This is a genomic window from Hyphomonas sp. J20-32 (assembly GCF_055808555.1).
On record NZ_CM147873.1, the window covers coordinates 247,442 to 273,128 of the forward strand.

General features: G+C 64.0%; 26 protein-coding genes. 10 read left to right on the forward strand and 16 right to left on the reverse strand.

Annotated features, from left to right (window positions below):
• Nucleotides 1-211: 211 nt before the first annotated feature.
• Nucleotides 212-1,117: a LysR family transcriptional regulator gene (locus AC0L7I_RS01200; protein ID WP_473397710.1), complete on the reverse strand. Its 906-nt coding sequence runs from the start codon at nucleotides 1,115-1,117 to the stop codon at nucleotides 212-214.
• Nucleotides 1,118-1,232: 115 nt separating this feature from the next.
• On the opposite strand from AC0L7I_RS01200, the gene AC0L7I_RS01205 reads away from it, so the two are divergent.
• Complete coding sequence (locus tag AC0L7I_RS01205) at nucleotides 1,233-1,700, forward strand: SAM-dependent methyltransferase (protein ID WP_473397711.1); 468 nt, start codon at nucleotides 1,233-1,235, stop codon at nucleotides 1,698-1,700.
• On the opposite strand, the gene sigJ is transcribed toward AC0L7I_RS01205, so the two are convergent.
• The 6 genes from sigJ to AC0L7I_RS01235 all read right to left on the reverse strand — a co-directional run bounded on the left by sigJ (nucleotide 1,691) and on the right by AC0L7I_RS01235 (nucleotide 6,129).
• Complete coding sequence (gene sigJ, locus AC0L7I_RS01210; protein ID WP_473397712.1) at nucleotides 1,691-2,572, reverse strand: RNA polymerase sigma factor SigJ; 882 nt, start codon at nucleotides 2,570-2,572, stop codon at nucleotides 1,691-1,693. The two genes, AC0L7I_RS01205 and sigJ, sit on opposite strands and share 10 nt — an antisense overlap.
• Nucleotides 2,569-3,111 carry a hypothetical protein gene (locus tag AC0L7I_RS01215; protein ID WP_473397713.1) on the reverse strand — a complete coding sequence of 181 codons (543 nt, stop codon included), beginning with the start codon at nucleotides 3,109-3,111 and terminating at the stop codon, nucleotides 2,569-2,571. The genes sigJ and AC0L7I_RS01215 overlap by 4 nt, the downstream gene beginning before the upstream one ends.
• Nucleotides 3,108-3,494 carry a hypothetical protein gene (locus AC0L7I_RS01220; RefSeq protein WP_473397714.1) on the reverse strand — a complete coding sequence of 129 codons (387 nt, stop codon included), beginning with the start codon at nucleotides 3,492-3,494 and terminating at the stop codon, nucleotides 3,108-3,110. The genes AC0L7I_RS01215 and AC0L7I_RS01220 overlap by 4 nt, the downstream gene beginning before the upstream one ends.
• 77 nt (nucleotides 3,495-3,571) lie before the next feature.
• Nucleotides 3,572-5,065, reverse strand: a complete 1,494-nt coding sequence (locus AC0L7I_RS01225) for a pyridoxal phosphate-dependent decarboxylase family protein (RefSeq protein ID WP_473397715.1) — start codon at nucleotides 5,063-5,065, stop codon at nucleotides 3,572-3,574.
• A gap of 92 nt (nucleotides 5,066-5,157) precedes the next feature.
• Nucleotides 5,158-5,508 (reverse strand): DUF3147 family protein, encoded by a 351-nt coding sequence (locus AC0L7I_RS01230; protein WP_473397716.1) that lies wholly within the window; start codon nucleotides 5,506-5,508, stop codon nucleotides 5,158-5,160.
• A gap of 3 nt (nucleotides 5,509-5,511) precedes the next feature.
• Nucleotides 5,512-6,129, reverse strand: a complete 618-nt coding sequence (locus AC0L7I_RS01235) for a S24 family peptidase (protein ID WP_473399102.1) — start codon at nucleotides 6,127-6,129, stop codon at nucleotides 5,512-5,514.
• A gap of 183 nt (nucleotides 6,130-6,312) precedes the next feature.
• On the opposite strand from AC0L7I_RS01235, the gene AC0L7I_RS01240 reads away from it, so the two are divergent.
• A complete protein-coding gene (locus tag AC0L7I_RS01240) occupies nucleotides 6,313-7,335 on the forward strand; it encodes a TIGR00341 family protein (RefSeq protein WP_473397717.1) in 1,023 nt (340 codons plus the stop codon).
• Here the strand turns inward: AC0L7I_RS01240 and pdeM are convergent.
• Nucleotides 7,332-8,051 (reverse strand): ligase-associated DNA damage response endonuclease PdeM, encoded by a 720-nt coding sequence (gene pdeM, locus AC0L7I_RS01245; RefSeq protein WP_473397718.1) that lies wholly within the window; start codon nucleotides 8,049-8,051, stop codon nucleotides 7,332-7,334. The genes AC0L7I_RS01240 and pdeM overlap by 4 nt on opposite strands.
• A 211-nt stretch (nucleotides 8,052-8,262) precedes the next feature.
• On the opposite strand from pdeM, the gene AC0L7I_RS01250 reads away from it, so the two are divergent.
• The gene (locus AC0L7I_RS01250) at nucleotides 8,263-9,399 is read left to right on the forward strand and encodes an acyltransferase family protein (protein WP_473397719.1); all 1,137 of its coding nucleotides are present in this window, start codon (nucleotides 8,263-8,265) and stop codon (nucleotides 9,397-9,399) included.
• A 3-nt stretch (nucleotides 9,400-9,402) separates the two neighbouring features.
• On the opposite strand, the gene AC0L7I_RS01255 is transcribed toward AC0L7I_RS01250, so the two are convergent.
• A complete protein-coding gene (locus AC0L7I_RS01255) occupies nucleotides 9,403-11,895 on the reverse strand; it encodes a ligase-associated DNA damage response DEXH box helicase (protein ID WP_473397720.1) in 2,493 nt (830 codons plus the stop codon).
• Nucleotides 11,896-12,006: 111 nt separating this feature from the next.
• Between AC0L7I_RS01255 and AC0L7I_RS01260 the strand changes: the two genes are divergently transcribed.
• The gene (locus AC0L7I_RS01260; protein ID WP_473397721.1) at nucleotides 12,007-12,690 is read left to right on the forward strand and encodes a hypothetical protein; all 684 of its coding nucleotides are present in this window, start codon (nucleotides 12,007-12,009) and stop codon (nucleotides 12,688-12,690) included.
• A gap of 16 nt (nucleotides 12,691-12,706) precedes the next feature.
• Here the strand turns inward: AC0L7I_RS01260 and AC0L7I_RS01265 are convergent, their stop codons facing one another.
• The 3 genes from AC0L7I_RS01265 to AC0L7I_RS01275 all read right to left on the reverse strand — a co-directional run bounded on the left by AC0L7I_RS01265 (nucleotide 12,707) and on the right by AC0L7I_RS01275 (nucleotide 16,452).
• A complete protein-coding gene (locus AC0L7I_RS01265; protein WP_473397722.1) occupies nucleotides 12,707-14,212 on the reverse strand; it encodes a serine hydrolase domain-containing protein in 1,506 nt (501 codons plus the stop codon).
• Between the two features lie 103 nt (nucleotides 14,213-14,315).
• A complete protein-coding gene (locus tag AC0L7I_RS01270) occupies nucleotides 14,316-15,119 on the reverse strand; it encodes a hypothetical protein (RefSeq protein WP_473397723.1) in 804 nt (267 codons plus the stop codon).
• Nucleotides 15,120-15,216: 97 nt separating this feature from the next.
• Nucleotides 15,217-16,452 (reverse strand): Hsp70 family protein, encoded by a 1,236-nt coding sequence (locus tag AC0L7I_RS01275; protein ID WP_473397724.1) that lies wholly within the window; start codon nucleotides 16,450-16,452, stop codon nucleotides 15,217-15,219.
• Between the two features lie 116 nt (nucleotides 16,453-16,568).
• Between AC0L7I_RS01275 and AC0L7I_RS01280 the strand changes: the two genes are divergently transcribed.
• Together AC0L7I_RS01280 and AC0L7I_RS01285 are read left to right on the forward strand one after the other, a co-directional pair.
• Nucleotides 16,569-17,597 carry a ligase-associated DNA damage response exonuclease gene (locus AC0L7I_RS01280; RefSeq protein ID WP_473397725.1) on the forward strand — a complete coding sequence of 343 codons (1,029 nt, stop codon included), beginning with the start codon at nucleotides 16,569-16,571 and terminating at the stop codon, nucleotides 17,595-17,597.
• A gap of 57 nt (nucleotides 17,598-17,654) precedes the next feature.
• Entirely contained in the window at nucleotides 17,655-18,863 is a 1,209-nt protein-coding gene (locus tag AC0L7I_RS01285) for a S1 family peptidase (RefSeq protein ID WP_473397726.1), read from the forward strand.
• Between the two features lie 41 nt (nucleotides 18,864-18,904).
• Here the strand turns inward: AC0L7I_RS01285 and AC0L7I_RS01290 are convergent, their stop codons facing one another.
• Both AC0L7I_RS01290 and AC0L7I_RS01295 read right to left on the reverse strand, forming a co-directional pair.
• Nucleotides 18,905-19,519: a glutathione S-transferase family protein gene (locus AC0L7I_RS01290; RefSeq protein WP_473397727.1), complete on the reverse strand. Its 615-nt coding sequence runs from the start codon at nucleotides 19,517-19,519 to the stop codon at nucleotides 18,905-18,907.
• Nucleotides 19,520-19,533: 14 nt separating this feature from the next.
• On the reverse strand, nucleotides 19,534-19,962 hold the full coding sequence (locus AC0L7I_RS01295) for a PaaI family thioesterase (protein ID WP_473397728.1): 429 nt from the start codon (nucleotides 19,960-19,962) through the stop codon (nucleotides 19,534-19,536).
• 29 nt (nucleotides 19,963-19,991) lie between these two features.
• Here AC0L7I_RS01295 and AC0L7I_RS01300 point away from each other — a divergent pair, with 29 nt between their 5' ends.
• Nucleotides 19,992-21,614, forward strand: coding sequence for a cisplatin damage response ATP-dependent DNA ligase (locus AC0L7I_RS01300; protein WP_473397729.1), 1,623 nt, complete (start codon nucleotides 19,992-19,994; stop codon nucleotides 21,612-21,614).
• Nucleotides 21,615-21,700: 86 nt separating this feature from the next.
• Here AC0L7I_RS01300 and AC0L7I_RS01305 read toward each other — a convergent pair whose 3' ends face one another.
• Nucleotides 21,701-22,156 (reverse strand): HU family DNA-binding protein, encoded by a 456-nt coding sequence (locus tag AC0L7I_RS01305; RefSeq protein ID WP_473397730.1) that lies wholly within the window; start codon nucleotides 22,154-22,156, stop codon nucleotides 21,701-21,703.
• A 123-nt stretch (nucleotides 22,157-22,279) separates the two neighbouring features.
• Between AC0L7I_RS01305 and AC0L7I_RS01310 the strand changes: the two genes are divergently transcribed.
• Nucleotides 22,280-23,038, forward strand: a complete 759-nt coding sequence (locus AC0L7I_RS01310; protein ID WP_473397731.1) for a hypothetical protein — start codon at nucleotides 22,280-22,282, stop codon at nucleotides 23,036-23,038.
• Nucleotides 23,039-23,045: 7 nt separating this feature from the next.
• Here the strand turns inward: AC0L7I_RS01310 and AC0L7I_RS01315 are convergent, their stop codons facing one another.
• Complete coding sequence (locus AC0L7I_RS01315; protein WP_473397732.1) at nucleotides 23,046-24,101, reverse strand: methyltransferase domain-containing protein; 1,056 nt, start codon at nucleotides 24,099-24,101, stop codon at nucleotides 23,046-23,048.
• Nucleotides 24,102-24,216: 115 nt separating this feature from the next.
• On the opposite strand from AC0L7I_RS01315, the gene AC0L7I_RS01320 reads away from it, so the two are divergent.
• Both AC0L7I_RS01320 and AC0L7I_RS01325 read left to right on the forward strand, forming a co-directional pair.
• Entirely contained in the window at nucleotides 24,217-25,314 is a 1,098-nt protein-coding gene (locus tag AC0L7I_RS01320) for a mechanosensitive ion channel family protein (protein WP_473397733.1), read from the forward strand.
• Nucleotides 25,307-25,684, forward strand: a complete 378-nt coding sequence (locus tag AC0L7I_RS01325) for a hypothetical protein (protein WP_473397734.1) — start codon at nucleotides 25,307-25,309, stop codon at nucleotides 25,682-25,684. The genes AC0L7I_RS01320 and AC0L7I_RS01325 overlap by 8 nt, the downstream gene beginning before the upstream one ends.
• The last annotated feature ends 3 nt before the right edge of the window (nucleotides 25,685-25,687 follow it).

The window sequence follows — 25,687 nt, forward strand, 5'->3', positions numbered from 1 at the left end:
CCCAAAATCCCGGGCAAAAAAAACCCGGCTGCGATTGAACGCGCCGGGTTTGAGTATCGGGCCCCGAAGGGGGGAGGAAACGCCCAATCGGAGGAGATTGGGAAATGCCCGGGGCCCTTGGCATACAGGCTAAATAGGGATTGTGGCCTGCGGTGCAAGCTGCATGACCGCAGCCCACCCATGCAAATATGCATTTAACAAAACTGTAATCTTAGCTTTGGTGCATGGATGGCCGCCGCAGCGGCTCCGTCTCGGCTGTCACGAAGTCGCGGAACGCCGCCACGCGCTTGGACCGGCGCAGGTCGCTCGGATAGACGAAGTAGAGATCGAAGATCGGCCCGACATGGTCCGGCAGCACCTTCACCAGCCGCGGCATCGCGCTCGCCATGTAATCGGGCACATCGGCAATACCGAGCCCGGCATCCACAGCCCGCAGCATCGCGAAGACATTGTTCAGCTTCAGCGAGGCCGGGCGCGGCGGGCTGTCATCGCGGCCCACCCGGCAGGCAAAGCTCATCACGTTAAGCAGGGAGGTTTCGTCGCCATAGGCAATGATGCGGTGATTATCGAGATCCTGCGGCGTACGCGGCACGCCCTTTTGCTTCAGGTATTCGGGCGATGCATAGAGGTTCGTCGCCACCGTGCCGAGCTTGCGCTGGATCAGGTCCGCCTTGTCCGCCGCCCAAAGCCGGATCGCACATTCGGCCTCCAGTTTCAGGAGGTCGTACTCCCGGTCTTCAAGACGCAGGTCGAGATGCAGGTCGGGGTGCTTGCGCGCAAAACTGCCAAGGCGCGGCACCAGCCATGTCGACCCGAACGCCACCGGCGCCGACACGATCAGCTCGCCTTGCGGGGTTTCCTGCTGGTCCTTGAGCGCGGTGCCGGCCATCGCGGCAGCTGCTGCCATCTCCATCGTCGACCGGAATAGCGTGTGCCCGCTATCAGTCATCACCAATCCGCGTGCATGGCGCTGGAACAGGGACACGCCCAGTTGCTCCTCCAGCGCCGCAATCTGGCGCGACACAGCCGACTGCGATATCCCGAGGCGTTCGCCCGCAGATGTCAGGCTGCCCGCTTCGGCTGCCGCGTGAAAGGATTTCAATTTGCCCCAATCCATGGTCAGCGTTTGTGACGCTTCTTTGACCCTGCGGCAAGCGGAGAATCTACAGGATGGGCCAAATCCGGATTTCCCGGTAAGTTTGTATCCATTAATTTTACTAAGGAGGCGCGCGATGACTGACCCGTTCCTGATGAAGCCTGTCGGCCACGTCCGATGCGATCGCACGGAAGCTATCGACGATGACTGGGATTCCGTCCCCGCCCGCATTGAACTCGATACCGCCGTGTTCGATGCCGGGGCCCTGATGGGTCTCGATACCTTCTCCCATGCCGAAGTGATTTTCCTGTTCGACCAGGTGCCCGACGACAAGATCGTCACCGGCGCGCGCTACCCGCGCGGCAACACAGACTGGCCGAAGATCGGCATTTTCGCCCAGCGCGGCAAGAACCGCCCGAACCGCCTCGGCGCCACGATCTGCGAGATCCTTTCCGTCGACGGCACTGTCCTCTCCATCAAGGGGCTCGACGCAATCGACGGCACACCCGTGCTCGACATCAAACCCGTCATGTCCGGCTTCCAGCCGCGCGGGGAATTGCGCGAACCCGGCTGGGCAAAAGAAATCATGGAAACCTACTGGTAGGCGCCAGCGCGCGGCAGCTTGTCGGGATTGCGCATGATGTAGAACCAGGCGATTCGTCCCGACGCATCCGGCGCCAGCGTCAGTACGAAGTCGATCCGTCCGTCCAGCCAGCGCACCAGCGCCGGCGCGCCATTGACCTCTACCACTTCCAGCCGCCAGTCCGTTGCCGCGCCCGACCTGCGCATCACGGACCCGAACACCGTCAGTATATCCTGCGCGCCCACAAGCGGCCGCAGCGCTGCGCTCGCTTTGCGGCCGCCATCGCTCAGCGCCACGACGTCCGGCGCCAGCAATTGCCGCGCTGTCTCGAAATCGTCCGCTGCAACAGCCGACAGAAAGCGCGCGATCAACTCACGCACCTGGTCATCCGGCGCATCAAATCGCGGTCCACTTTCCTGCAACCGCCTGTGCGCCCGGCTGACCAACTGGCGGCATGCGGCCTCCGACTTTCCCAATGTTGCTGCTATCTCGTCATACCCTGCGTCGAAGGCTTCCCGCAGGATGAAAGCCGCCCGCTCCGCTGCGCTCAGACGCTCCATCGCCCAGAGCAGCGCCAGTTCGCATTCCTGTGCAATCTCGAACCGGGCACCCGCCGCCTGCGCCCCGGCAGCAAACAGCGGTTCGGGCAACCACGGCCCAGGATAGGTATCCCGCTTGGCCCGCGCCGCGCGAAGCGCATCAATCGCGATATTGGTTGCAGTTCGCCTTAGCCACGCAGACGGGTTGTCAATCGCTTCCGGATCGATCCGCGACCAGCGCAGCCACGTATCCTGCACGGCATCTTCGGCTTCCGCCCGCTCACCCAGCATCCGGTAGCACAGCGCCGTCAGTCTGGGCCGCTCTGCTTCGAAGATCGTCGTCGCCAGGTTCATGATACTCTACGCACCTCCACTGGCGCATCGCCAAATTGCAGCCGCGTACAGGCCGTGCCATGGCCCAGGCCGCGTTTGAACACAGGATACCAACGCCCCGTCGCCGCTGCGAATGACGCGGCCACGACCGCCTCTTTCCCGAATTGGGCCTCAATCTCCTCGCGCAGGTCATCCGCGACCGGATCACCCGAAATGGCCGCCTTCGCGAACCGGAATCCCAGCCCGACATTCGCCGCCTCGGCATCCCGGCCTTCGGCGCAGAGTTGCAGTCTTGCCGGGTTGCCGCCGGCCTGCATCACCATGTTGACGACAAGCTGCGCGCACGGCCCGCAATCGCCGTCCAGTGTCGAGGCCAGCATTGCGCCTGCCATGACTTCGCCTGCCGCCGGCGGCCCGCGAAAGCCGGTCGCATAGGGAAACGCCGCCATGCGCAGCCCTGCCTTGGGCGACGTGTTGATCACGGCATGCATATAGGCGGTGTCATAGTCGTAGCGCTTGCCGAAAGCCCGCGCCTGCCTGTTCAGGAACCAGGCGATCATTGCGTCGCCCTCCCGGACCGGAACTGCAAGGCCGCTATCAATGCCAGCCAGGCCGGAAACTGGATACCGACAAGGTTGACCAGCGCGATCTCATCGAACGGCACGCCGCGCCCCAGCCAGATCCAGACATGGAACAGGGCATGGAAACAAGGCCAGACCGCGCCGAATACGGCAGCCGTGACGTCGCCCTCCCAGGCGCCCCAGCCGAGCGCGGCCGCACTGGCCAGGTAGGCCAGTGCCACATCCCGGATGAAATGCAGGTTGAATGGCCCCATCATCGCCACGCCGGGCGTGCGTTCGTACCAGGCATGCGGGGCAAACCATAAATAGCCGGCCAACCCCAGATTAAGTATCGCCACGCCAATCAAAATTCCGCGCCACATCGGCCATCTCCTTCTTGCTGCTCCTATGACGAAACAGCCTCTGGTTTTGTGACACGGGTTCGCGAGTATGGCTGCCGTCAGGCTTTCTGCGCCGCCTCCCGCACCGCGGCCACTTCCGGCGATGCGGCGATCCGAACGATCTCGGTCAGCAATATATCGAGGTCCTTGCGCGCCGTGCGGTGATTGGTGATGTTCACCCGGATCGCTGTCCGGCCGCGCAGCTGCGTGGTCGACGGCGCCGCGATGCCCTGCTCCTGCAACTGGATCACGATCTCGTCGTTCATCGCGTCCAGCACAGGGCCCGGCAGGCCATCTACCACATGCCGGAAGCAGCAGATGTTCAGCGCCACCGGCGCCAGCAATTCCAGTCCCGGCGTCTTGGCAACCTGCTCGCCCAGGTATGACGCCTGATAACAGTTGCGGTCGATCATCTGCCCCAGCCGCTCGGTGCCGAACTCGGCCAGCTGCGCCCACACTTTCAGCGCCCGGAAACCGCGCGAGAGTTCTGGCCCGTATTCCACCGGCCACGGGTTCCCGCCTGCCAGCCCGCGCTCCTTGGCCTTCAAATAGTCCGGCCGGTCGGTGAACGCGGCGCGGTGCAGCGTTTCGTCCCGGATCAGGGCAAAGCCGGCATCGTAATTGACGTGCATCCATTTGTGGAAATCGAAGGCCAGTGAGTCCGCCCGCTTGATCCCGGTCAGGCGGCCCCGCGCACGTTCCGACAGCACACCCAGCGCGCCGAACGCGCCATCGATATGGAACCACAGGTTTTCCGCTTTCGCGAGGTCGGCGAGGTCTTCCAGCGGATCGATCGCACCGACATTCACGGTGCCTGCCGTGCCGATCACGATGAAAGGTGTCAGCCCCGCAGCGCGGTCTTTCGCAATCGCCGCCCGCAACGCGTCCATGTCGATCTCGAACCGGTCATTCGCCGGGATACGCCGCAGGGCATCCGTGCCGAGGCCAACCAGGTCGAACGCCCGCGCGACGCAGGAATGCGTCTCGGTCGACGTATAGCCGACCAGGCCATGGCCGCAGACGCCGTCCTTGCGGCTCGCAAAGCTCAGTCGCGCATCCCGCGCCACCTTGATCGCGATGATCGTCGCCATCGACGTACCCGACACGACAATACCGCTGGCGGTCCCGGGAAATTCAAACAGTTCGCGGCACCAGCGGATCACCTGTTTCTCGACATAGATCGCGCCATGGTCGCGCCCGCCGACATTGGCATTCATCGAAGAGGCCGCCATTTCTGCCAGGATGTTCGACGGCGTGCCGGAACCGTGCACCCAGCCGAAGAAGCGCGGATTGGTGTTGCCGGCGCCATAGGGCAACAGGGTCTCCATCCGGCTGATCACGTCCTCCATGCCCCAGCCCGCGCGGGGCAGCGGTGCCTTCAGCGTGTCCTTGATCGCGTCCGGCAGCTCGGTCCACACGCGGCCCTGCCGGCTCGCCTGCATCCGGTCGATGGCAGCGTCCAGCATGCGCTGCGCCTGCGCGCGGAAGGCGTCCCAGTCATCGGGGTCCAGCGAGACTTGCGGTGTGGGTTCGTCATAGGGGGTATCGGTCATGTCAGCCTATTCGCCTGCTTTCACGGAACATGCAAAGCACTTCCCGGGGGTCATGTGCAGAACGTGTCCCCTCTCCCTGCGGAAAAGGGTGGTCAAAGCTTGATCCCGAATCGCGGGCCGATCCACGTCATCAGCAGGTAGAGCGCAATTGTCAGCAGGCATCCCGCTACCAGTGACGGCCAGAATCCCCATCCCTGCCGCAACAGGGCCGGGATCAGCAGGAACATCGGCAGCGACGGCAACACATACCAGAACGTGGCGCTGGCATGATCGGCCATATTGGCCACATCCGGCTTGTCGCGCCACAGCCAGATCATGCCCAGCACGGACACAAGCGGCAGCGAGGCCACCAATGCCCCGAACCCGGGACTGCGCTTGGCAATCTCCGAAACGGCCGCGATCAGGATACCGGATATCAGCGCTTTGAGAATGAGATATGTCATGGCCTACTGGCTCGCCCACAGGATGCGCGCGATCCAGGCGATCTCGTTCGGCTTGAAACTGCGCATCGGATAGTCCGGGTTCAGCGAGGCCAGATCCACCGTGCGCGTATTGCGCCGCGCCAGCACCTTGGCCATCACTTCCCCGCCGGTCGTCTTGGCCACGACCCGGTCGCCCGGCTTCACCTCGGCGCCCGGCGCAACGATGATCCGGTCGCCCGCGCGATAGGCCGGCTCCATCGAATCCCCGCTGATCTGCAGCGCATAGACCGGCTCGTCGCCGAGCCCCGGAAACCGCACCTCTTCCCAGCTGCCGCCAACCGGGAAGCCCGCATCGTCAAAAAAGCCGTCCTGCCCTGCCTGCGCAAAGCCGATCAGCGGCGCGAGGCCGCCGCGACGGCCCTCCACCATGGCGGCAAAATCATCGAACCCGCTGCCGACCGCGGCCAGCACGCGCGCAAGGCTTTCTGTCGAGGGCCAGCGCGGTCGTCCATCAGCGCCTTCGCGTTTCGAGGGATTGAACGTCGTCGGGTCCAGGCCTGCGCGTTTCGCGAGGCCCGAGGCCGACAGCCCGTGATGCGCTGCCAACTGGTCTATTCCCCGCCAGATATCCCTGTGCTGCATGGCAAACGGCCCTGTTCTGTCCGACCTCATGGATAATGGGTATATAATCCTATTGTCAAGCAGCCTGAACGGGCCTTGCCTGCAAGGTGGACGCGCGCGGACATATACGTAGTCTCCCGCGTAGGCGTCTTGCCGTCGCCCCGTCTACTCTGGACAAACGCCCATCCTTGAGAGCCTGCCGCCATGTCATCACGCCTCGTCGAAGTCTTTGTCCAGGATGTGGACGTCGCCGAGACCCGCGACCTTCTCGAAAGCTGCAGCGCCCGCGTCTGGCAGGAAACCGTGCCCGACGGCCGAGAGAAATTCTCCGCCATTGTCGTCAGCCATGATGTCGAGAACCTGCTCAAACGCCTCAGCCTGGCGCTCCAGGACAATGAAGGCTTCGTGGCCATGGTGGTCGAGTTGCAGGCCGTCGTCCCGCCGCTTCAGGAACCGGACGTAGCCGGGACAGACTCAGGCGAACCCGTGCGCCCGCCCACCGCGATCGAGCGCTTTCTCAGCCGTGACCGGCGCAGCACCGACGAAATCTATGACGATGTCGTCGACTCGATTGCCCTCACTCCGGAATACCTGATCACGGTCATCCTATCGGCGCTCATCGCCGCGCTCGGCATGCGCAGCGGCCAGACAGCCATCGTCATCGGCGCCATGGTCATCGCGCCCCTGCTCGGCCCCACCCTGTCCCTCGCCCTCGCCGCCACCGTCGGGAACGGCGCCCTCGCCTGGCGGGCAAGCCGCACGCTCTTCATCGGTGCCGTCAGCGTGCTCGTCTTCACCGCCCTGCTCAGCCTCGTGATCGACTTCGATCCGCACACGCCGGAGCTCTACAACCGTACCATGGTCCACCTCGCCGACATTGCGCTCGCGCTCGCTTCAGGCGCTGCCGGCGTGCTCGCTCTCAACAAGGGCGCGTCGTCGTCACTGGTTGGTGTGATGATCGCCGTGGCCCTCGTCCCGCCACTGTCGGCGGCTGGTCTCTATTTCGGACAGGGCGATATCGAACTGGCGCTGCGCGGCCTGTTCCTGTTTGCCAACAACCTTGTCTGCATCAATATTGCCGGCATCGCGGCCTTCCTGTTGCAGGGCCTGCCTCCCAAGCGCTGGCGCATCACGGTCGGAGTACTCGGCGTCTGGATCGCCATCCTGCTCGTCTTCATCGCGATGATCACCGGCCGCATCGTCCTCGGCGTTGACTGGACGGGCTAGAGCCGCCAGCGCGCCCGCGCCACATCCGGCACGAGACTCTTGGCCGATACGGCAAACACCCGCTCTCCGCCCAGCGCGAACGCCATCAGGCCTTCCGGGAACAGCGGCGCAAAGGCATCGTCCAGCACGTTCAGCCCGCCGGTAAAGGCGCCCATGGCCGGCATCACCAGCCGCGCCCCGTCGCTGGCGAAACAGCGCCGCCGCACCATGCGCCCGCGCCCCTTAACCTTGGCCGCCGGATGCAGGTGGCCGGCTATCTCTCCCGCCTCGCCCGTCGGCTCGTGCCGGAATACGAGGCTGCCGATCCGCAACACTTTGGCCGCGCGCCCGCCGAGGTCGGCCGGTGGATCGGGATCGTGGTTGCCCTCCACCCAGACCCAGTCATGCGCACCCGTCAGCGCCTTGATCCGCGCCGCATAGGCCTCCGGCAGGCGCAGCTCGGCAGCCCGGTCATGGAAACTGTCGCCCAGCGAGATCACCGTCTGGGGCTTCAGGCTGGTGCACAGGCGCTCGACCGGGTCCAGCGTCGCCCCGGTATCATAAGGCGGCAGCATCTGCCTCCGCGCGGCATAGGCGCTGCCCTTCTCGAGATGCAGGTCGGAGACGACAAGCACGCGCTCAGCTTCCCACCATAGCGCGCCCTCCGGCAACGGCAGCAGCATCTCGCCGCCAAGGTGCAGCAGCGTTTCAGAAGGGCGGGTAGCAAGTGCAGTCATGCAAGTGAAACTGGACCGGGCCGCTTGCCCGGTCAAACCCGGATTTCACAAGGACCTCACCTCAATCTCGCAATCACCCGTCTTCACGGGGTTTTAAGCATGTTTTCCTAGAATGGTTCGATACGACAGACAAAAACCAAACCGTGATGGGGTCGTAAGCAATGGTCGAATCTGCAGCCTCCCCGCGTGGTGCTACCGAAACCATCGTGCGATGAATCGCGGCTTTTCCCTTTATCTCGACGCGCTCCGCTTTCTTGCCGCGCTCGCCGTCTTCGCCTCGCACCTGGGCTATGCCCGCTTCACGAATGGCGGCATGCAATGGATTCGGGACATCAATCTTGGGAGCGACGCTGTCGTCGTCTTCTTTGTCCTGTCCGGCTATGTGATCGCCTACACGACCTTCGCGCGCGATCGCGGCCCCGCCGCTTACGCACAGGCACGGATCGCCCGGCTGTATTCCGTCGTCATCCCGGCCCTGCTCGTCACTTTCGCGCTGGATACGTTCGGCACATGGCTCGAACCGCAAATCTATCAGGCCGAATGGTACAATGGCGAAAACAGGGTCAGCCAGCTCATCGGTGCGCTGACATTCTCGACGCAGGCCTGGTCCAGCAATATCAATGTCGGATCCAACGGCCCGTTCTGGTCGGTCGCCTACGAGGCTTGGTATTATGTCGGCTTCGGGGTGGCTGTTTTCTGTCGCGGACCCATGCGCCTTGCCCTGCTGGCCTTGATCGCCCTGATCATCGGCCCGCCCATCCTTCTGCTCGCGCCCTGCTGGCTGCTCGGTGTGCTGCTGGAGCGGCTCCTCCGGCAAGGACATGTGACCGCCCTGCCCGCAACTGCCGCCTGGGGTATCGTCCTTGCGCCATGGGCGCTCTATGCTGGCGGCCTCGCGTTGCATGTGCCGCAGCACCTCACCGTGTTGACCGATGCCATGCTCGATCAGCTCGCACTGCCCGGATACGTGCTCGGCTTTTCCGACGAGTTCATCTGGAACTTCCTGATCGCCGTCTTGATGGCCGTCCATTTCATCGGCGTTCACCGGCTCGCGCGCGAAGCCACGTGGATAGGCGCCGGCGCGGGCACGGCCATCCGCTGGCTCGCCGGCGCAACCTTTTCGATCTACCTGTTCCACTATCCGGTCCTCAATTTCCTGCATGGCCTGCCTGCGTTTGACAGCGCCAACCCGGCGCATCAGGTCGCGCTCGCAACAACGGCGCTTGCCGCCTGTTTCCTGCTCGCAGAAGTCTCCGAGCGCCGCCTGCCTTTCTGGAAACACCTGGTCGGGCGCCTGTTCCAGCGCTTCGACTCCGGTCGGACCCGCGCCACGGCGAATCAGGCCTGACGCTCACTCCCGCATCGCATCGCGCACCAGCACGTCTTCCGCCTCGCCCAGCACCGCGTCCTGAACCGATGCGCCGAATACGGGTTCGCGGCCCATTTCCAGCATCACCGGCACGGCAAACGGGCTGATATGGTCCAGCAGCTCGTGGTCGATCTTGCCGCGAATGCGCACCAGCATGTCCGACAGGCGTCGTACATCCAGCAGGCCGGTCGCCGCATCCTGCCGCGCCGCCTGCAGCAATATATGGTCCGGTTCGTGGCTGCGCAGCACGTCATAGATGAGATCGGCCGAGAAACTCACCTGCCGCGAATTCTTCTCCTTGCCCGGCAGGTTGCGCGCGATCAGGCCCGACACCTGCGCGCAATGGGCAAAGGTCCGCTTCATCAGCGCGCTCTCGTCCAGCCAGGCCTCGAGATCGTCGCCCATCATGTCCGGGTGGAACAGGTCGTCCATGTCGAGCCCCGCCATGTCCTCCATCGCCCAGACGGCCATTGCATATTCGCTGGCCACGAAACCGAGCGGCTTGGCCCCCATCCGCTCCAGCCGCCGTGTCAGCAACATGCCGAGGGTCTGGTGCGCGAGGCGCCCCTCGAACGGATAGCAGACCATGTAATGCCGCTCTCCGCGCGGGAAGGTTTCGACCAGCAGGTGATCCGGCGGCGGAATGCTTGAGCGGCGCGCCTGGACCGCGAACCACTCCCGCACAGGCGCCGGGAGGGCATCCCATTGCGCCGGGTCGTGGATCATCTGGCGCACCCGTTCGGCGAGGAAAGTCGTCAGCGGGAATTTGCCGCCATTGTAGGACGGTATCGCCGGTTTCTCGCCCACCGCCCGAACGGTCAGCGCATCGAGCCCCTCGACACCAATCAGGCGCAGCACCTCGCCGCCGAACAGGAACGTGTCCCCCGGCACAAGCGTCGAGATGAAATACTCCTCGATCTCGCCCAGCTTGCGGCCTGCCCGCACTGAGCGCTTTTCACCGGGCGCGCCCGCCCCCTTCCCCACGAAACTGACGAGACGCACAGACAATTGCACCGCTTCGACAATCGCCCCCACGTTCATCCGGTGCTGCTGCGCATCCTGCGCCGTGCGCGCCACCCAGCGCCCATCGGGCCGCCGCACGATCCGGTGGAACCGGTCATAGGTCTTCAGCGCATAGCCGCCGCTGGCGACGAAATCGACGATCCGCTCGAACGTCTCCCAGTCGAGATCCGCATAGGGGGCCGCCCGCACGATCTCCTCGTATAGCGGCGCCAGCTCGAACCCGTCGCCGCAGGCCCGTCCCATGACATGCTGCGCCAGCACATCGAGCGATCCCTGCCTCAGGCCCTCGCCGTCAATCTCGCCCGCTTCGACCGCCGCCTCTGCCGCGCGGCATTCGAGCACCTCGAACCGGTTCGTCGGCACCAGCACCGCCTGGCTCGCCTCGTCCATGCGGTGGTTCGCCCGACCGATCCGCTGCACCAGCCGCGCCGCGCCCTTCGGTGCCCCCATCTGGATCACGAGGTCCACTTCGCCCCAGTCGATGCCGAGATCGAGCGTGGACGTACACACCACGGCCTTCAGCTGGCCCGCCGCCATCGCCGCTTCCACGCGAACGCGCTGGTCTTTCGCCAGCGAACCATGGTGCAGCGCGATCGGCAGGTTGTCGTCGTTGACCCGCCACAATTCCTGGAACATCACTTCAGCTTGGCTGCGCGTGTTGACGAAGACCAGCGCCATTTTCGACCGCTTGACCGCCTCATACACTTCCGGCACCGCAAACCGCCCGGAATGGCCCGACCACGGAATGTGCTCACGCGAGACAAGGATATCCACTTCCGCCGACACCCCGCCCTCGGCCCTGATGATCCGCGCGGCCGGCGCCAGCCACCGTGCCAGCGCCTCCGGCTCTTTCACCGTCGCCGACAGGCCGATGAACCGGCAGGCCGGCGCCCAACCGCTCAGCGTCGCAAGGCCCAGCGACAGCAAGTCCCCCCGTTTCGAGGCCGCCAATGCATGCACTTCGTCGACGATCACGCATTTGAGATCGGCAAAGAAGTCCTTCGCATGGTCCGACGCAATGAACAGGGCCAGCTGTTCCGGTGTCGTCAGCAGCACGTCCGGCGGATTGCGTCGTTGCCTCTGGCGCACATGACCGGGCGTGTCGCCCGTGCGCGTCTCGATCCGGATATCCAGCCCCATGTCGCCCACCGGCGCCATCAGGTTGCGCTGTACATCCACCGCCAGCGCCTTCAGCGGCGAGACATACAGTGTATGCAGGGCCGGGATGCCCGTGTTCGACCGCCGGCCCTTGTCCTTCAGCTCGATGAGGCTGGCGAGGAAGCCGGCCAGCGTCTTGCCGCCGCCCGTCGGCGCAATCAGCAGCGCACTCTCGCCAGCCAAAGCTGCCTCGGTCAGCGCCAGCTGGTGCGGTCGGGCCTGCCAGCCACGCGCGGCGAACCAGCCCGCAAAGGGCTCGGGCAAGGTAAGGACGGGGGCGGCGCTATCAGGCATGTCGGGAATTAAACTATCGCAAGACTTCGCGCTTGCCTCTTTATTTTCAGGCCCGGTTCAGGTGAACCTTGGTGTCTGGCTGGTTCCAGCGTCGCCACAAGGGTCTGAAACATGCACCGCTCACTCCTCCCGCTCGCCCTGTCAGCGCTCATGCCATTGCAGGCCCTTGCCGGAACGCCGCTTCAGGATGCTCTCGCCGCCAGTTCGGACGGGCCGCTGTATATATTCGACCTGATCCTCCAGAACGACGAAACCGATGCCATGATACGGGTCGATCCGACACAGCCGGAAGGCAACCGTCTCACCGTGATCTCGCCTGCGATGAAGGACTGGAGCGACGATTTCAGGAAGCAGGTCAAAAGGATGCAGGCTGATGTCGATGGCGATATCTGGTGCAGCGGCTTCGGCGACAACATTCCCGGCGATGCCGCGCTCGTGTCCGAAACAGCAACCACCGCGACCTATGCCTACACGCCGCAGGTCGGCGCAAAACCGGGCGACATGGACGACATGCTCAAATACCTGACGGGCAAGGTGGTGGTTGCAAAGGACGCTCCGGCCATCCTGTCGGTCGAGTTGGTTGCCGAAAAGTCTTTCAAACCCTTGCCGATTGCCAGGATCAAGCAATTCGAGATGAAAGTGGCCTGCACCCGCGCACCCGACGGGCGCACACATGTGGCTCAGGTCAATGTCGATATCAGCGGTTCGGCCATGATGAAGGATTTCGCCGAGTCCGAGCGCCAGACAATCACCAATCTCAAACCCGCGCCAAATTCCGGCATGGGAACGAAATAGGCCGCCGCGTCCCCGCCTACTGCCCGAAGCGTCGGTTCATCTTCTCCTTGAACGGCACATTCTCGGCTTCGGTCTCTAGCTCTGCAGCTGCCGCCTGCGCGGCCCGCTCGTCATCCGCCGCCTGCAGGGCAAGCAGCACGTCGCGGGTGAAATCATTGATCTCGAACCGCGCCCCGCCATTCACGTCATAGCCGCGCCGCACGATCACCGCGTTCATCGACGGCACGATCACGACATACTGGCCCCGGTTGCCCGCCATGTAGAACGTGCCTTCGGGAACACCGGCCGCATTGTTCATCAGCCAGAACTGCGCGCCATAGCCGGGCCCGCTCTCCGGTTGTGCCGGGGCCGGTGTACGCACGAACTCTGCCCAGCCTTCCGGCAGCAGGCGCTCATTGCCCCACAGGCCGTCCTGCAGGTAGAGCTGGCCCACCCGGGCCAGGTCGCGTGCCGTCGACCAGACCTGGCTTGATGCGATGAAATCGCCGTTCCAGTCGATCTCCATGGTCGTGTGCGTCGCGCCAATCTTGTGCAGCAGGTTCTCATACGGGAAGCGATGGAAGGCATTGTCATCCTTCATCGACTCGCGCAGGCTGCGCATCGCGATCAGCGTGTCATTGTTGGAATACTTGAACCGCGCGCCCGGCTCCGCTTCGAGCACCTTGCTACCCGCCTGGTCGACCACCCGGCCGCCACCGAAATAGATCCGGTCGGTGCGCGACCCGCTCTCGCCGCTGTCCAGCCCGCTCGCCATGTGCAGCAGGTTGCGGATCGTGATCGCCCGGCGCGGGTCGGCGCCATTGTTCCAGTCGGCAATCACCGCCGGATAATCGATATCGATCAGGCCGTTGCGCCGCGCCGCGCCCAGCACCGTCGCCGCGATCGACTTGCCGGCAGACCAGGTCCGCTGCGGCGTCTCATGGTCCACGCCGCGCGCATAGCGCTCGGCCACGACCTGCCCGTCGCGCACGACCAGCACCGCGCTCGTTCGCGTACCATTGCCATAGGTGCGCTCGTCAAAGGCGAACGAGACCGGCGCTTCAAGCCGCTCGGCCTCTTCGGTGCGCAGCTGTATCTTGACGTTCGCGCCGATGGCGCTGCCCCGGTCCTGCGCCGGTGCCGCCGGCCAGCTGGCAAAATGCGGCAGGAAGGTAATCATGCTGGAATCGGCGCCGATCGGCAGCTGCGTGCAACCGAATCCGGGCCGCCAGGCCGCAATGCGCGGCGGCATGGTCGCCGAATAGGACACTGAAACGGTCTTCTTCGCCGTATTGATCTCCGCCTTCGGCAGCGTATCGAATGCCCGCTGGTAGTCGGGATAGATACCGCTGAGATCGTTCTGTTCGATCACCGTCATCGACTGGCCGGCCGTGAACATGTCCGAACAGGTGAAAGCGGCTTTCCAGCCGGCTGCCAGCGCCACATCCATATCGTCGGTATTGCCGCCCTCCTGGGTGAAGGCCGGTGCGGCGGATACTGCAAGCGCAGCAAGGGATACGATCACGGCGGACACTGGACGCATGGACAAAACTCTCCTGTTACGGGCGCAAGTGTATGCACATGATTTCGTGTCGCAAGTGTGGCGGGGCAGTTAAGATATCAGCAATGTTCAACCGCCGGACTCGTCACTCCGCTGGCCCGGCAAAGGACGTCACCCGCCGCTCCGCATCCACTGACAAAACAGCGCCCGCACGGCGGTGCCCGGTCAGCATCCTTCGCGTCAGCCGTTCATAGTGCTGGATGAAATCAGACACCCATGCCCGACGTTCCGGCGGCAGTTCCCCGGCTGGCACGCCGAGCGTCGTGCACTCCTGTTCCAGCCGCCATGTCCGCACCACGTCAAACCCCGGCGCATCGATATGGAAATACCCGTCCGCATGGTCCCAGAGGGCGCCATAGGCGCTTGCCAGTTGCTGTTCCTGGTAGGCGCGCCAGGTGCCGGACCCGTCGCGCGCCTCGACCGCGTTCAGCGGCGGGGCGCGGGCTGCACCTGCGTCACTGTCCACTCCCATCAGCCAGCCTTCCACGATGACGGCCTCCGGCCTTCCGGTGAAACGGGCCCACTGCGCCGGGGTCGCGCGATCATCGATTGCCTTGTCGAAAACGGGGATCGGCACCCGCGTTGTCTCCCCGGCCGATAGCAGCGCATCGAGCGTCGCGTTCAGCAGCTCAAGGTCATGCGTTCCCGGCGGGCCGCGTGTTGCAAACAGGGGATAAATCTCTGCCGCCAGCGCCCGGCGCGCCGCCCGCGTCAGGTAGAAATCGTCAAGGCTGAGCCCGGCAATTGCTGGATGCCTGGCCAGCACGTCCCGCAGGGCCCACGATTTCCCGATCCCCTGCGCGCCGGAAACGAACAGGAGCGTCGGGCCAGATGTCCGCTCAGCCGCGCCCTGCACCCAGTCGTCAAGATAATCGGAAATCTCGCTCAAGATCGGCCCCTTCGGCTCTGGAGACGTGACGCTGCTGGACGGTACACTTTCATCTGCCGGGCCATCGCGCAAACCGCCAATCGATGCTCCCCGCCGCCTAACCCTTCCCCACCGCCGCCCCATGCACGGCCAGGCCCTTTGCGACCGCCCCGAAACGGTCATTGGCAGACAGGGCCGCATTCCCGAACCGTCCCGCCAGCCGCGCCTGAACCAGCGGAATGAACGTGGACCCGCCCACCATCACGATATCGGTCACCTGCTCCGGCGCCACGCCCGCCCGCTTCAGGCAGTCCACGGCCACCGCATCCATCTTCGACACGGCCTCCCCGATCAGGTTCTCGAACGAGCCGCGCGCAACAAGCCGCTCAAGGTGCGCCTCTGGCGTGTCATAGACGAAAGTCTGCTGGCCTGCCTCGCTGAGGCCGATCTTGATCTGCTCGGTGCGCTTGGCATAGGCGTGGGCTTCGTGGTTGCGCACCAGGTGGTCGAACGCCCGTATCCCGCGACTGTCCGGACTGTTCATCAACATCCACTTGATCTGTTTCTGGGTGTCGCGCGTGTAGAGCTTGTTCAGGCTCTTCCAGTCCGACAGGGTGGAATAAGGCGCTGACGGCACCGGCAGCCCGTTCAGCGCCAGCGTTTCGCCATGCCCGAACAGGTGCGAGAGTTCGAAAAAGCTCAACATGTGATCGAAATCATTGCCGCCGACATACAGGCCGGCGCTCCCCAGCACATCGAATCCGGCATTGTCGGGCGTTATGCGCACGACCGAGAAATCGGACGTGCCGCCCCCGATATCGACCACGAATACCAGCTTTTCCCGGCCAGTCGGGAAAGCCACCGACCGCGCCGCCGCCACGGGCTCTTCGAGGAATTCGACTCGGGCAACGCCCGCCGCGTGAAGGCAGCTTTCCAGAATGGTCTGCGCGCGCTTGTCGAGATCGGCATGCCTGTCATTGAACGAGACCGGGCGGCCCTGGATGACGGACTCGACGCGCTGCCCGGTCTGCTCTTCCGCATTGGCAATCACGCGGCGCAGGAAATGCACGATCACGTCACGGAACGGCAGCCGCCGTCGGCCGAGTTCCGTCGTTTCGTCAATCAGCGACGAGCCGAGGACCGACTTTATCGAGCGCATCAACCGGCCCTCTTCACCGGACTCGTAGGCACTCACGGCCTGCGACCCGATGGCGTACTCGCCGGAATCCAGGCCGTAGAACACGGCTGTCGGGATCGACGTGGCGGCCGGCTCCAGCGCGATCAGGGCGGCGCCATCCGGACCGCGAAACGCGATCGACGTGTTCGATGTGCCGAAATCGATGCCAATCTGCATGGGGAGCGCCCTTGATGCGAGGAATGCGGCCCCGTCGCCTACCCCACTTGGCCGCAAAGCGGAAGGCGCCGCGTCCAGCCCCTTCCCACCATCCCGCAATCGCCTACATTCGCCCCATGCTCCGGCCCGACCTCCTCCTCCAGCCCACACCCAAGGGCCTGTATTGCCCGCCGGGGGATTTCTACCTCGATCCCGTGCGCGGCGCCGTTGACCGCGCCGTCATCAGCCACGGCCATTCCGACCATGCGCGCGGCGGCCATGGCAAGGTGCTCGCCCATCCCGACACGCTCGCCATCATGGCCTGCCGCTATGGCCAGAATTTCGCCAAATCCACGCAAGGCCTCGAATATGGCGAAACCGTCGAGATAAACGGCGTCACGGTCTGGCTGGCGCCCGCAGGCCACATCCTCGGTTCGGCCCAGGTCGTGGTCGAACACAAGGGCCTGCGCATGACCTTCACCGGCGACTACAAGCGCCGCTTCGACCCGACTTGCGCCACGTTCGAGCCGGTTCTCGGCACCCATGTGTTCATCTCCGAGGCAACCTTCGCCCTCCCCGTCTTCCGCCACCCCGACACGGGCGGCGAGATCGCCCGTCTCCTGCACAGCCTGAAGCATTTCCCGGAGCGCGCTCATTGCGTCGGCGCCTATTCCCTCGGCAAGGCCCAGCGCGTGATCCGCCACCTGCGCCTCGCCGGCCATGACGCCCCTATCTTCATCCATCCCAGCCTGGAAAAGATCTGTGCCCACTACCAATCCGTCGGCATCGACCTCGGCACGCTCGTCACCGTTCCTGCCGGCGACGTGCCGAAAGCCGAACGCGAAACCTATCGCGGCCAGGTCATCGTCGCCCCGCCCGGCAGTTTCGAGGGTAAATGGGCACAGAATTTCCCCGACCCGGTCATCGCCTTTGCGTCCGGCTGGATGAGCATAAAACAGCGGGCGAAACAGCGCGGTGTCGAGCTGCCGCTCGTGATTTCCGACCATGCCGACTGGGACGAGCTGACCCAAACCGTGCGCGACGTGAACCCGGAAGAGCTCTGGGTCACCTATGGACGAGAAGACGCCCTGGTCCGCTGGGCCGAGCTCGAAGGCCGCCGCGCCCGACCCCTGCGCATGGTCGCCTTCGCTGACGAGGCCGGTTGACCGCGCCCCGGCTTGGGGCGTTTAGTGGCGGATATTGGTGTGTTCAAAGGGGACGATATGAAACGCCCAGCCCTTCTCGCGGCAACTGCCGCCCTGCTCGTGCTTGCGGCCTGCGATGCCATCAAGGTGCCCGGCTTCAATCCGGCGGAAGAAGAAGCCGCCAGCCCGGTCGACCAATTGCCTGACGGCGCGTTCGACGAAGAGGTGACCAGCTCGGCCGAAGTCGTGCCTGAAACGCCCGCCACCGAATCCACGACCGACGCGCCAACAGACGCGATCAATACACTTCCATCGGTCGATGAGACGGCCCCAGCAGAGGCCGCGCCTGCAGACGTCACAGTCGAAGAGGCTGCCACACCGCCTGGGCCTGAGGGCGGTCTTTCCGAGACAATCCAGACACCCCTGCCGACGCTGGCCGCGCTCAATGCCGCCCGCTGCGGCCGTCCCGCTGACAGCGCCCCGACGCCCACCGTCGCCATGGTTGCCGGCGCCACGACCCTGGAAGAGCCCTCCGTCGGGACCCAGGCCGTCAACGGCCTTGCTGCCACCCTCGCCAGTTTCCCCGGCATCGTGAAACTCGAGCCCCGCAACCCGCAGGCCGACGGCACTGTCGCCAGCGGCCATTGCAGCGCCACGCGCATCGCAAAGAACTGGTTCGTCACCGCCGCCCATTGCGTCGATGACGACTATCAGGAACTGCGCCTCATCGGCGACGCGGCCAACCTGCGCAGCCCGCTTGCAAAGGTCACCAGCGGCTCGGTGGCTGTCTGTCATGGCGGATATCTCGGCACCGCCAATGGCTATGCCAATGACCTCGCCCTGATCCGGCTCGATGACGACCAGGTTGCTCCCATCGCCGGCGTACCGGTCGCCCGCTATGGTGCCACTGTGAAGCCGCTCGCACCCGCCAATTACCCGACCGCCGACATGGCGGGCTGGGGCCTCACGCATTATGGCGGCCAGCTCTCGAACGACCTCCTGACCACCAAACTGCAGATCACGGCTGACGGCCCGTCGCTGATCAATGTTGCCAGCGCAGGCGGCGCTGGTCCCTGCGTCGGCGATAGCGGCGGCCCGCTCTATGTGACGGAGGCCGACGGCACCCGGACTGTCGTCGGCGTATTGTCAGTGGTCGAGCAGAACCGCACCACGGGCGAATTCTGCGCGGGCGACTATAATGGCCGCTACACCAACCTGCAGGGCTATGCCGGATGGATGGATTCAGTCATGGCGCGTTGCGACGCCGATCCGGATAGTTGCAGGTAAGCTCGCCGGCCCCTTGCGCAGGCAGGGGCGGTGACCGAACCTCAGACCCCGACTTCCAGCATCTTCTGGTAGGCAGGCCGGGCTTTCATCTTTTCCAGCCAGGCCTTGGTCGCCGGGCGATTTGCCAATCCTCCCGTCGAGTCGGCCATCTGTATCTGAAAGCCCATCAGGCAGTCGGCCGCGGTGAATCGCTCGCCCGCAAAGTAGGCATACTTCGATAGGTGCGCCTCGATCGTGGCTGCCGCCTTCTCGCGCTCGGCGGCCATCATCGCCTCGACCGGATTGCCGGTCATGTCGACGCGCCGGAAATAGACCTGCAGCAGGCCCGGCAGGAACACGGCGCCTTCGGCCGCATGCAGCCATTCCAGGTAGCGTGGGAATTCCGGCGAATTCGGGCGCGGGTGCAGCTGGAAGGCCGTGTCATACTTGCCCACCAGGTATTCCGCGATGGCGCCGGTTTCCGCGATCACCACGTCACCATCTTCCAGCAGCGGCGACTTGCCCATCGGGTGGATCTTCAACAGGTCGGGCGGGGCAAGGTTTGTCACCGGATCGCGCTTGTAGTGGGCGATCTCGTGCGGCACGCCGAGTTCTGCGAGGAGCCAGACAATACGCTGCGAGCGCGAGGCGTTGAGGTGGTGGAGCTTGAGAGTCATCGTCTTCGGTTTCCTTACCTTGCTTTTGTGATCTTGAACGAGGCGCTGGCCCGCGCCACGACCTCTCCGTCGGCGCGCAGCAGACAGTCTGCGAAGGCGAGCGATCCGCCGATCTTCGTGAAATGCGTGTCCGTGGCAAGCCACGCCCCGAGGGAAGCCGATCCGACAAAATCTATCGTCAGCGATACGGTGACCAGGCCACCCGCTTCACGTCCGGCTGCCTTCACTGCCTGCCCGCAGCTCAGTCCCATCGCATTGTCGGCAATCGCCGTCAGCAGGCCGCCATGTACGAGCCCTCGCGAATTGCAGTGCGGTGTGTCGAGAGAGAGCCCGATACTCACCTGTTCATCGGTGACCTGCGAATAGAGTGGCTCCCACGGGTCGGTGAAACCCGACTTGCGATAGTGCGGGCTGTAGCCTTCTGGCAGAACGGGCGCTGTCATGCCCCGTGTTTGGCCCTATGTATGTTCCAATGCAAGCCTTCGCCGACCTGCTTGACCGACTTGTGCTCACGCCTTCGCGCAACGGCAAGCTGCGCCTGATGGTGGACTATTTCGCCACGGCGCCCGATCCCGACCGTGGCTATGCCCTTGGCGCGATTACCGGCGACCTCGATATTCCGAACGTCAAAACGTCGATGATCCGCGCGCTCATCGACGGGCGCATGGATCCCGAGCTCTTCGCCCTCTCCTACGACTATGTCGGCGACCTTGCCGAGACGGTCAGCCTCGTCTGGCCTCAGGCACGCGGCGCCAATCGCACGCCGCCGCTCTCCGACATAGTCGAAACGCTGGCCGCAACACCCCGTGCCGAGGCGCCGCAGCTCGTCGCCAATTGGCTCGACGGTCTCGATGCGACCGGTCGCTGGGCTTTCCTGAAACTTCTCACCGGCGGCCTTCGCATCGGCGTTTCGGCCCGGCTCGCCAAGCTCGCGCTCGCAGACTTCGGCGGCAGGGACGTGACCGAAATCGAGGAAATCTGGCACGGTCTCGCCCCGCCCTATGAAAGCCTGTTCGCCTGGCTCGAAGGCCACGCCGACAAGCCGGAACCGGACATCGCCGCCCCGTTCCGCCCGGTCATGCTGGCCCACCCCCTCGTGCCCAAGGCCGGCCGCGATATGCCGGACGCGGTCGATCCCGCCCTGATCACCGCCGGCACGTTTGCCGCTGAATGGAAATATGACGGTGTCCGCGTGCAGGCCACTGCGGCAGGCGGCGCAAGGCGCCTTTACACCCGCACCGGCGACGACATTTCCCACGCCTTCCCGGATGTCGTGGCCGCGATGGACTTCGACGGCACGCTCGACGGCGAACTCCTGGTGCGCAACGCCGACGGCACCATCGCGCCTTTCAATGCCCTGCAGCAGCGCTTGGGCCGCAAGAGCGTCTCTAAGCGCCAGCTGCAGACACATCCCGCCTTCATCCGCGCCTATGACATCTTGCATGACAGCGCGCGCGACCTGCGCGGATTTTCCTTCCGTGAACGTCGCACTCGTCTTGAAGCCTTCGTTCTCGGCATTGAGAGCGATCGGTTCGACCTCTCCCCCCTCGTGCCGATCACCACGCTTGCCGCGCTCGACGATGCCCGCCTCGAACCGCCTGCACCTGAAATAGAAGGCGTGATGCTGAAACGCTGGGACAGCGCCTATCTTGCTGGCCGCCCCAAGGGACTCTGGTACAAGTGGAAGCGCGACCCCTTCCTCGTCGACGCGGTGCTCATGTATGCCCAGCGCGGCCACGGCAAGCGGTCCAGCTTCTATTCCGATTTCACTTTCGGTGTCTGGCGCGATGAAGACGGCGAGGACAAGCTCACCCCGGTCGGCAAGGCCTATTTCGGCTTCACTGACGACGAGTTGAAGCAACTCGACGCCTTTGTCCGTGCCAACACGATCGATCGGTTCGGTCCTGTGCGCTCCGTCGCCGCCAGCAAGGAAACAGGCATCGTTCTGGAAGTCGCCTTTGAAGGCCTGCAGCGGTCTTCGCGCCACAAGTCCGGCCTCGCCATGCGCTTTCCGCGGATCAACCGCATCCGCTGGGACAAGCCCACGGCTGAGGCCGACCGGATTGAAACCCTTGAGGCCCTGCTGCCTGACTAGCAAGGCCGGCCAGTCCCGAGACAAAAAAAGGGGCCAGACCCTCTGCCGGTCCGACCCCTTTTCAGGACTTCAGGAAATGTCTGTTATCAGACGGTTTCTTTGAGTTCCTTGGCGACGCGGAAGGCAACCTTCTTGGACGCCTTGATCTTGATCGCTTCGCCCGTTGCCGGGTTACGGCCCATGCGGGCTGTGCGCTTGCGCACTTCCAGCGTGCCGAGGCCGTTCAGACGGATGCGCTCGCCCTTCTTGAGGCGTTTCGTGATCCGGGCAGCCATGTCGTCAAACAATTCTTGCGACTGTTTCTTGGTGAGGCCGTGAGCCTCAGCCAGTTCAACCGACATCTGACGCAGGGTCACGGTCGGTGCCGTTTTTGTTGCCGTCTTGGCAGCCGCAGCAGGTGCAGCCTTCGCAACGGTTTTCTTTGCCGCAACAGTTTTGGTTGCGGCTGGTTTTGCAGCAACTTTCTTCGCAGCAGGTTTCGCAGCAGCTTTCTTGGCCGCAGGTTTCGCAGGGGCCTTCTTGGCCACAGGTGTCTTTGCCATGAGCAAAATCCTTTGTTAGATCTTCGCAGAGAGGGCGCCTATAACGCGAATCCGCCAACTGCCACCACACTTTTGTCAGTGCAACCAATTTGCCCGCCAGCCATTCAGGCTCATATATCGTCCATGCAAAAACAGCCGCTCGTGATTCTGCTTCTTCTCGCCGTGCTGCAACCCCTGTCCGGGGCGCTGGCGCCGCTGCTCGGCGTCGGCACGCCAATCGGAAACGCGACCCGCGATTTTGGCGCGCCCGAACAGCCCCTGCCCGCCTTCTTCGCGATCTGGAGCGTGATATTCCTCGCCTATTTCGTGTTTGCGCTGTTTGCCGTTTTCCGCCGCGAGCCATGGATGGACCGCATCGCGCCGCCACTGATCATGGCCGGTATGCTGAACGTCATCTGGATGTTGAGCGCCCAGCTGATCGTGTCCCAGCCGCTGGACTTTGCGCTCCTGTTCCCGATTGCAGCCGCCACCTGGCTCGCCGCATACAGGTTCGACCGGATGCGCGGCATGGGCGGCAGCGTGGCCAAGTTCGCCGCCGATTGCGCTACCGGTCTCCTCGCGGGCTGGATCACCGTCGCGATCGCCATCTCCATCCCGTTGACGATTCGGCATTTCACAACGCTGGGCGCAACCGACTATCCCTGGCACATGCTGTGGGCAACGCTCGTGCCCGCTGCGCTCGCAGCCTGGGCCTTCTCGCATTTCATCAGCCGCAGCCGGTGGTTTTTTGTCTCGCTTGGCTGGGGCCTGCTCGGCATCCTGCTCAACAATTGGACAATTACCGGCATGACCTGGCTCGCCATCGTCACCGGCGCTGTCGCTGCCCTCGTCCTCTACCTGCGTCTCACGCGCGGCGCCCATGGCGCGTTTGGCCAAGCCTGAAAGGCCGTCAGCAACAGCCACCAACCGGCGCTGCATCCGACGCCTCGCTGGCAGCGAACACGTCCGGCGCGGCGCAGCCGGGGAACACTCCGAAATGCCTGTCGCCTGTACCGATCACCTCGAAATAGGCCGCAAACCGCGTGTCCATCAGCATCGCCAGCGTATTGCCGCAGACAGGAAAAACCCGGCCCCGCTCGATATGATGCTCGGCATCGAGGATGAAGACCTCTTCCATGCCTTCGACGCCGCCGCGATAGATCACGGCTTGTCCATAATCCTCGCAGGCGGATTCGAGTCCGCCCAGCTTGAACAGGCGCGCCGTCACCGAGGCGAACCGGATCGCACCGAGCTTCGCCTTCAGCGCCGGATCGAGTATCGCAAGCGGGCGATGATTGACGACGCGCGGATCGGCAAACCCGGCGTCTCGCGCGACCGCCTGATAGTCGTTCCAATACAACGCGCCCGACAGGCATTCTCCATAGAGGACGGGGTCTTTCACCAGGTCCGCAGGAATGCGGCGGTCGGCGTAGACATCCGAGAAATAAAGTTCGCCGCCGGGTTTCAGCAGGCGGTGCGCAGCGCGGAACACGGCCGGCTTGTCGGTGCAAAGATTGATCACGCAGTTTGAAATGATCAGGTCGAAGCTGGCCGGCGTCAGGTCCAGCGCATCCAGCTTTTCCAGCTCCCCCTCCAGGAATTGCGTGTTCGGCGCCGCGTACCCGAAGGCATCTGCATGCCAGGCCTCATGCTCACGTGCGACAGCCAGCTGTTCTTCGGTCATGTCGATACCGGTCACATGGCCATCGGGCCCGACAAGGCTTGCCAGCGCATAGACGTCGCGCCCGGCGCCGCAGCCGAGATCGAGCACTCGCAGGCCGCCAAGCTCCGCAGGAATGGCCAGGCCGCAGCCGTAGTACCGCTCGGAAACAGCGTCATGCACGCGGCCCAGTGCAGTACGCACATGCAGGGGCGGCGCCGCCTCGGTCGTGCAGGCATCGGTCCGCAAGTCTGAGGAGGATTTCAGGATATCCCCGTAATATTCCTGGACGACCTGCTTGTTCATGCGATTGCTCCTGATGGCTGAATGGGTCTGCTTGCCGCAATAGAGAGCTTTCCTCCAGTCACCAATGCGTGAAAGGCTGGTTGAAGCCTGCAGCCGCCCATGACATGAGTGCGACATGATGCCTGAATTTGACATGTCCGGCTGGCCCGCTTGGGCCCAGGCCGCTGAGCCCCAGGTCCTGAAATGGTCGCTGGTACTGGCTGCAACAATCGCAATCTGGATCGCGGCCATTCTGGTCAAGCGTCTGGTCATGCTGATCGGCAAGATGGTCACGCCCAAGGATCAGGGCTTCGAAGGATCGAGCTGGGATCTCGGCGCCTCGGTCGCACGCATGTTCGCGCTTATCCTGTTGTCGCCCCTGCCGCTCGGCCTGGCAGGGTATGACTGGCGCACACTGGTTGAAGACAAGGGTCCCGGTGCGATTGCCGCCGTTGCGATCCTTTTCGTTGCCATCATGTTGGCAAACTGGGTTGCCCGCTCAATGCGCACTTTCGGTGGCAAGGCCCATCGCCGCACCGGCGCCGACGATACGATGTTCGCCTTTGGCAGTTCCTTCGTGAAATACCTCATCTTCGCCATCGCCATCGTCATGGCGCTGACCCAGCTCGGTTTCCCGACGACATCGCTCACCGCTGTACTCGCCGCAGGTGGTCTCGCCATCGGTCTGGGCCTGCAGGACACGATGAAATCGGTCGCTGCAGGCGTCATGCTGGCTATCCTGCGTCCCTTCCGCATCGGCGATTATGTCAATATTGCCGGTCTTGAAGGCGAAGTGACCGATATCTCGCCCTTCACCACTTCACTGAAACAGATCGACAACAAGATTGTCATCGTCACCAATGACAAGGTCTGGGGCGATCCGCTGATCAACCATACGCGCCAGACGCGCCGCAAGTTCGATCTCTATTTCGACATTTCCTATGACGACAACATGGATCAGGCACTGCAGGTCGTTCACGACGTGGTCAACGCACATCCCCGCATCCTGACCAAGGCGGAAACATGGGTCGGCGTGCATGCGCTCGCCGACTGGAGCGTGAAGCTGCGCCTGCGGGCCTGGGTCTCAACGCCCGAATTCGTCCAGGTCCGGGCTGACCTGACCAAGGCCGTCAAGGAAGCCTTCGACCGCGAAGGCATTACCATCCCTTATCCGCACCGGGTCAATGTTGCCTACAAGGGCAACGCCGCTGCAGACATTGCGGACCATGACTGAGAATGAACCGCCCGTCGTAGAGCCACTGGAGCCGCCGCCAGGACCAGCGCCCAAGGTCAGGGCGAAGGCCAAAGCTGAGAAACCGCCGCCCCGCTCCATACTCATTCGGCTGTTCGGTATCGGCCCTTGGGGCGTAGTCAAACTGCTCGGCCTCTGCATCCTTGTCGGCTTTGTCGTGCTCGCTGCGAATTTCAATCCGGCCTCTCCGGATGTGAACATACCCGAAGCCATAGCGTCCATCGCCAGTCAGGCGCTGGCCGCCGCCGGCTGGGCCGTCCGCAATTTCTGGAAGCCCGCGCTCGCCGGCGCGGGCATCGTCCTGCCCATATGGGTCCTCTGGCGGCTGGTCAGCCTGCCCTTCCGGAAGTAGCGC

What these genes read in the sequence shown, in the direction of transcription:
- AC0L7I_RS01275 (WP_473397724.1), bottom strand. Translation starts at nt 16,452, where the DNA reads ATGCAGATTGGCATCGATTTCGGCACATCGAACACGTCGATCGCGTTT.
- AC0L7I_RS01225 (WP_473397715.1), bottom strand. Translation starts at nt 5,065, where the DNA reads ATGACCGATACCCCCTATGACGAACCCACACCGCAAGTCTCGCTGGAC.
- AC0L7I_RS01255 (WP_473397720.1), bottom strand. Translation starts at nt 11,895, where the DNA reads ATGCCTGATAGCGCCGCCCCCGTCCTTACCTTGCCCGAGCCCTTTGCG.
- AC0L7I_RS01310 (WP_473397731.1), top strand. Translation starts at nt 22,280, where the DNA reads ATGCAAAAACAGCCGCTCGTGATTCTGCTTCTTCTCGCCGTGCTGCAA.
- AC0L7I_RS01260 (WP_473397721.1), top strand. Translation starts at nt 12,007, where the DNA reads ATGCACCGCTCACTCCTCCCGCTCGCCCTGTCAGCGCTCATGCCATTG.
- AC0L7I_RS01285 (WP_473397726.1), top strand. Translation starts at nt 17,655, where the DNA reads ATGAAACGCCCAGCCCTTCTCGCGGCAACTGCCGCCCTGCTCGTGCTT.
- AC0L7I_RS01230 (WP_473397716.1), bottom strand. Translation starts at nt 5,508, where the DNA reads ATGACATATCTCATTCTCAAAGCGCTGATATCCGGTATCCTGATCGCG.
- AC0L7I_RS01305 (WP_473397730.1), bottom strand. Translation starts at nt 22,156, where the DNA reads ATGGCAAAGACACCTGTGGCCAAGAAGGCCCCTGCGAAACCTGCGGCC.
- AC0L7I_RS01315 (WP_473397732.1), bottom strand. Translation starts at nt 24,101, where the DNA reads ATGAACAAGCAGGTCGTCCAGGAATATTACGGGGATATCCTGAAATCC.
- AC0L7I_RS01300 (WP_473397729.1), top strand. Translation starts at nt 19,992, where the DNA reads ATGCAAGCCTTCGCCGACCTGCTTGACCGACTTGTGCTCACGCCTTCG.
- sigJ (WP_473397712.1), bottom strand. Translation starts at nt 2,572, where the DNA reads ATGAACCTGGCGACGACGATCTTCGAAGCAGAGCGGCCCAGACTGACG.
- AC0L7I_RS01265 (WP_473397722.1), bottom strand. Translation starts at nt 14,212, where the DNA reads ATGCGTCCAGTGTCCGCCGTGATCGTATCCCTTGCTGCGCTTGCAGTA.
- AC0L7I_RS01295 (WP_473397728.1), bottom strand. Translation starts at nt 19,962, where the DNA reads ATGACAGCGCCCGTTCTGCCAGAAGGCTACAGCCCGCACTATCGCAAG.
- AC0L7I_RS01200 (WP_473397710.1), bottom strand. Translation starts at nt 1,117, where the DNA reads ATGGATTGGGGCAAATTGAAATCCTTTCACGCGGCAGCCGAAGCGGGC.
- AC0L7I_RS01220 (WP_473397714.1), bottom strand. Translation starts at nt 3,494, where the DNA reads ATGTGGCGCGGAATTTTGATTGGCGTGGCGATACTTAATCTGGGGTTG.
- AC0L7I_RS01205 (WP_473397711.1), top strand. Translation starts at nt 1,233, where the DNA reads ATGACTGACCCGTTCCTGATGAAGCCTGTCGGCCACGTCCGATGCGAT.
- AC0L7I_RS01280 (WP_473397725.1), top strand. Translation starts at nt 16,569, where the DNA reads ATGCTCCGGCCCGACCTCCTCCTCCAGCCCACACCCAAGGGCCTGTAT.
- pdeM (WP_473397718.1), bottom strand. Translation starts at nt 8,051, where the DNA reads ATGACTGCACTTGCTACCCGCCCTTCTGAAACGCTGCTGCACCTTGGC.
- AC0L7I_RS01240 (WP_473397717.1), top strand. Translation starts at nt 6,313, where the DNA reads ATGTCATCACGCCTCGTCGAAGTCTTTGTCCAGGATGTGGACGTCGCC.
- AC0L7I_RS01290 (WP_473397727.1), bottom strand. Translation starts at nt 19,519, where the DNA reads ATGACTCTCAAGCTCCACCACCTCAACGCCTCGCGCTCGCAGCGTATT.
- AC0L7I_RS01325 (WP_473397734.1), top strand. Translation starts at nt 25,307, where the DNA reads ATGACTGAGAATGAACCGCCCGTCGTAGAGCCACTGGAGCCGCCGCCA.
- AC0L7I_RS01320 (WP_473397733.1), top strand. Translation starts at nt 24,217, where the DNA reads ATGATGCCTGAATTTGACATGTCCGGCTGGCCCGCTTGGGCCCAGGCC.
- AC0L7I_RS01215 (WP_473397713.1), bottom strand. Translation starts at nt 3,111, where the DNA reads ATGATCGCCTGGTTCCTGAACAGGCAGGCGCGGGCTTTCGGCAAGCGC.
- AC0L7I_RS01250 (WP_473397719.1), top strand. Translation starts at nt 8,263, where the DNA reads ATGAATCGCGGCTTTTCCCTTTATCTCGACGCGCTCCGCTTTCTTGCC.
- AC0L7I_RS01235 (WP_473399102.1), bottom strand. Translation starts at nt 6,129, where the DNA reads ATGCAGCACAGGGATATCTGGCGGGGAATAGACCAGTTGGCAGCGCAT.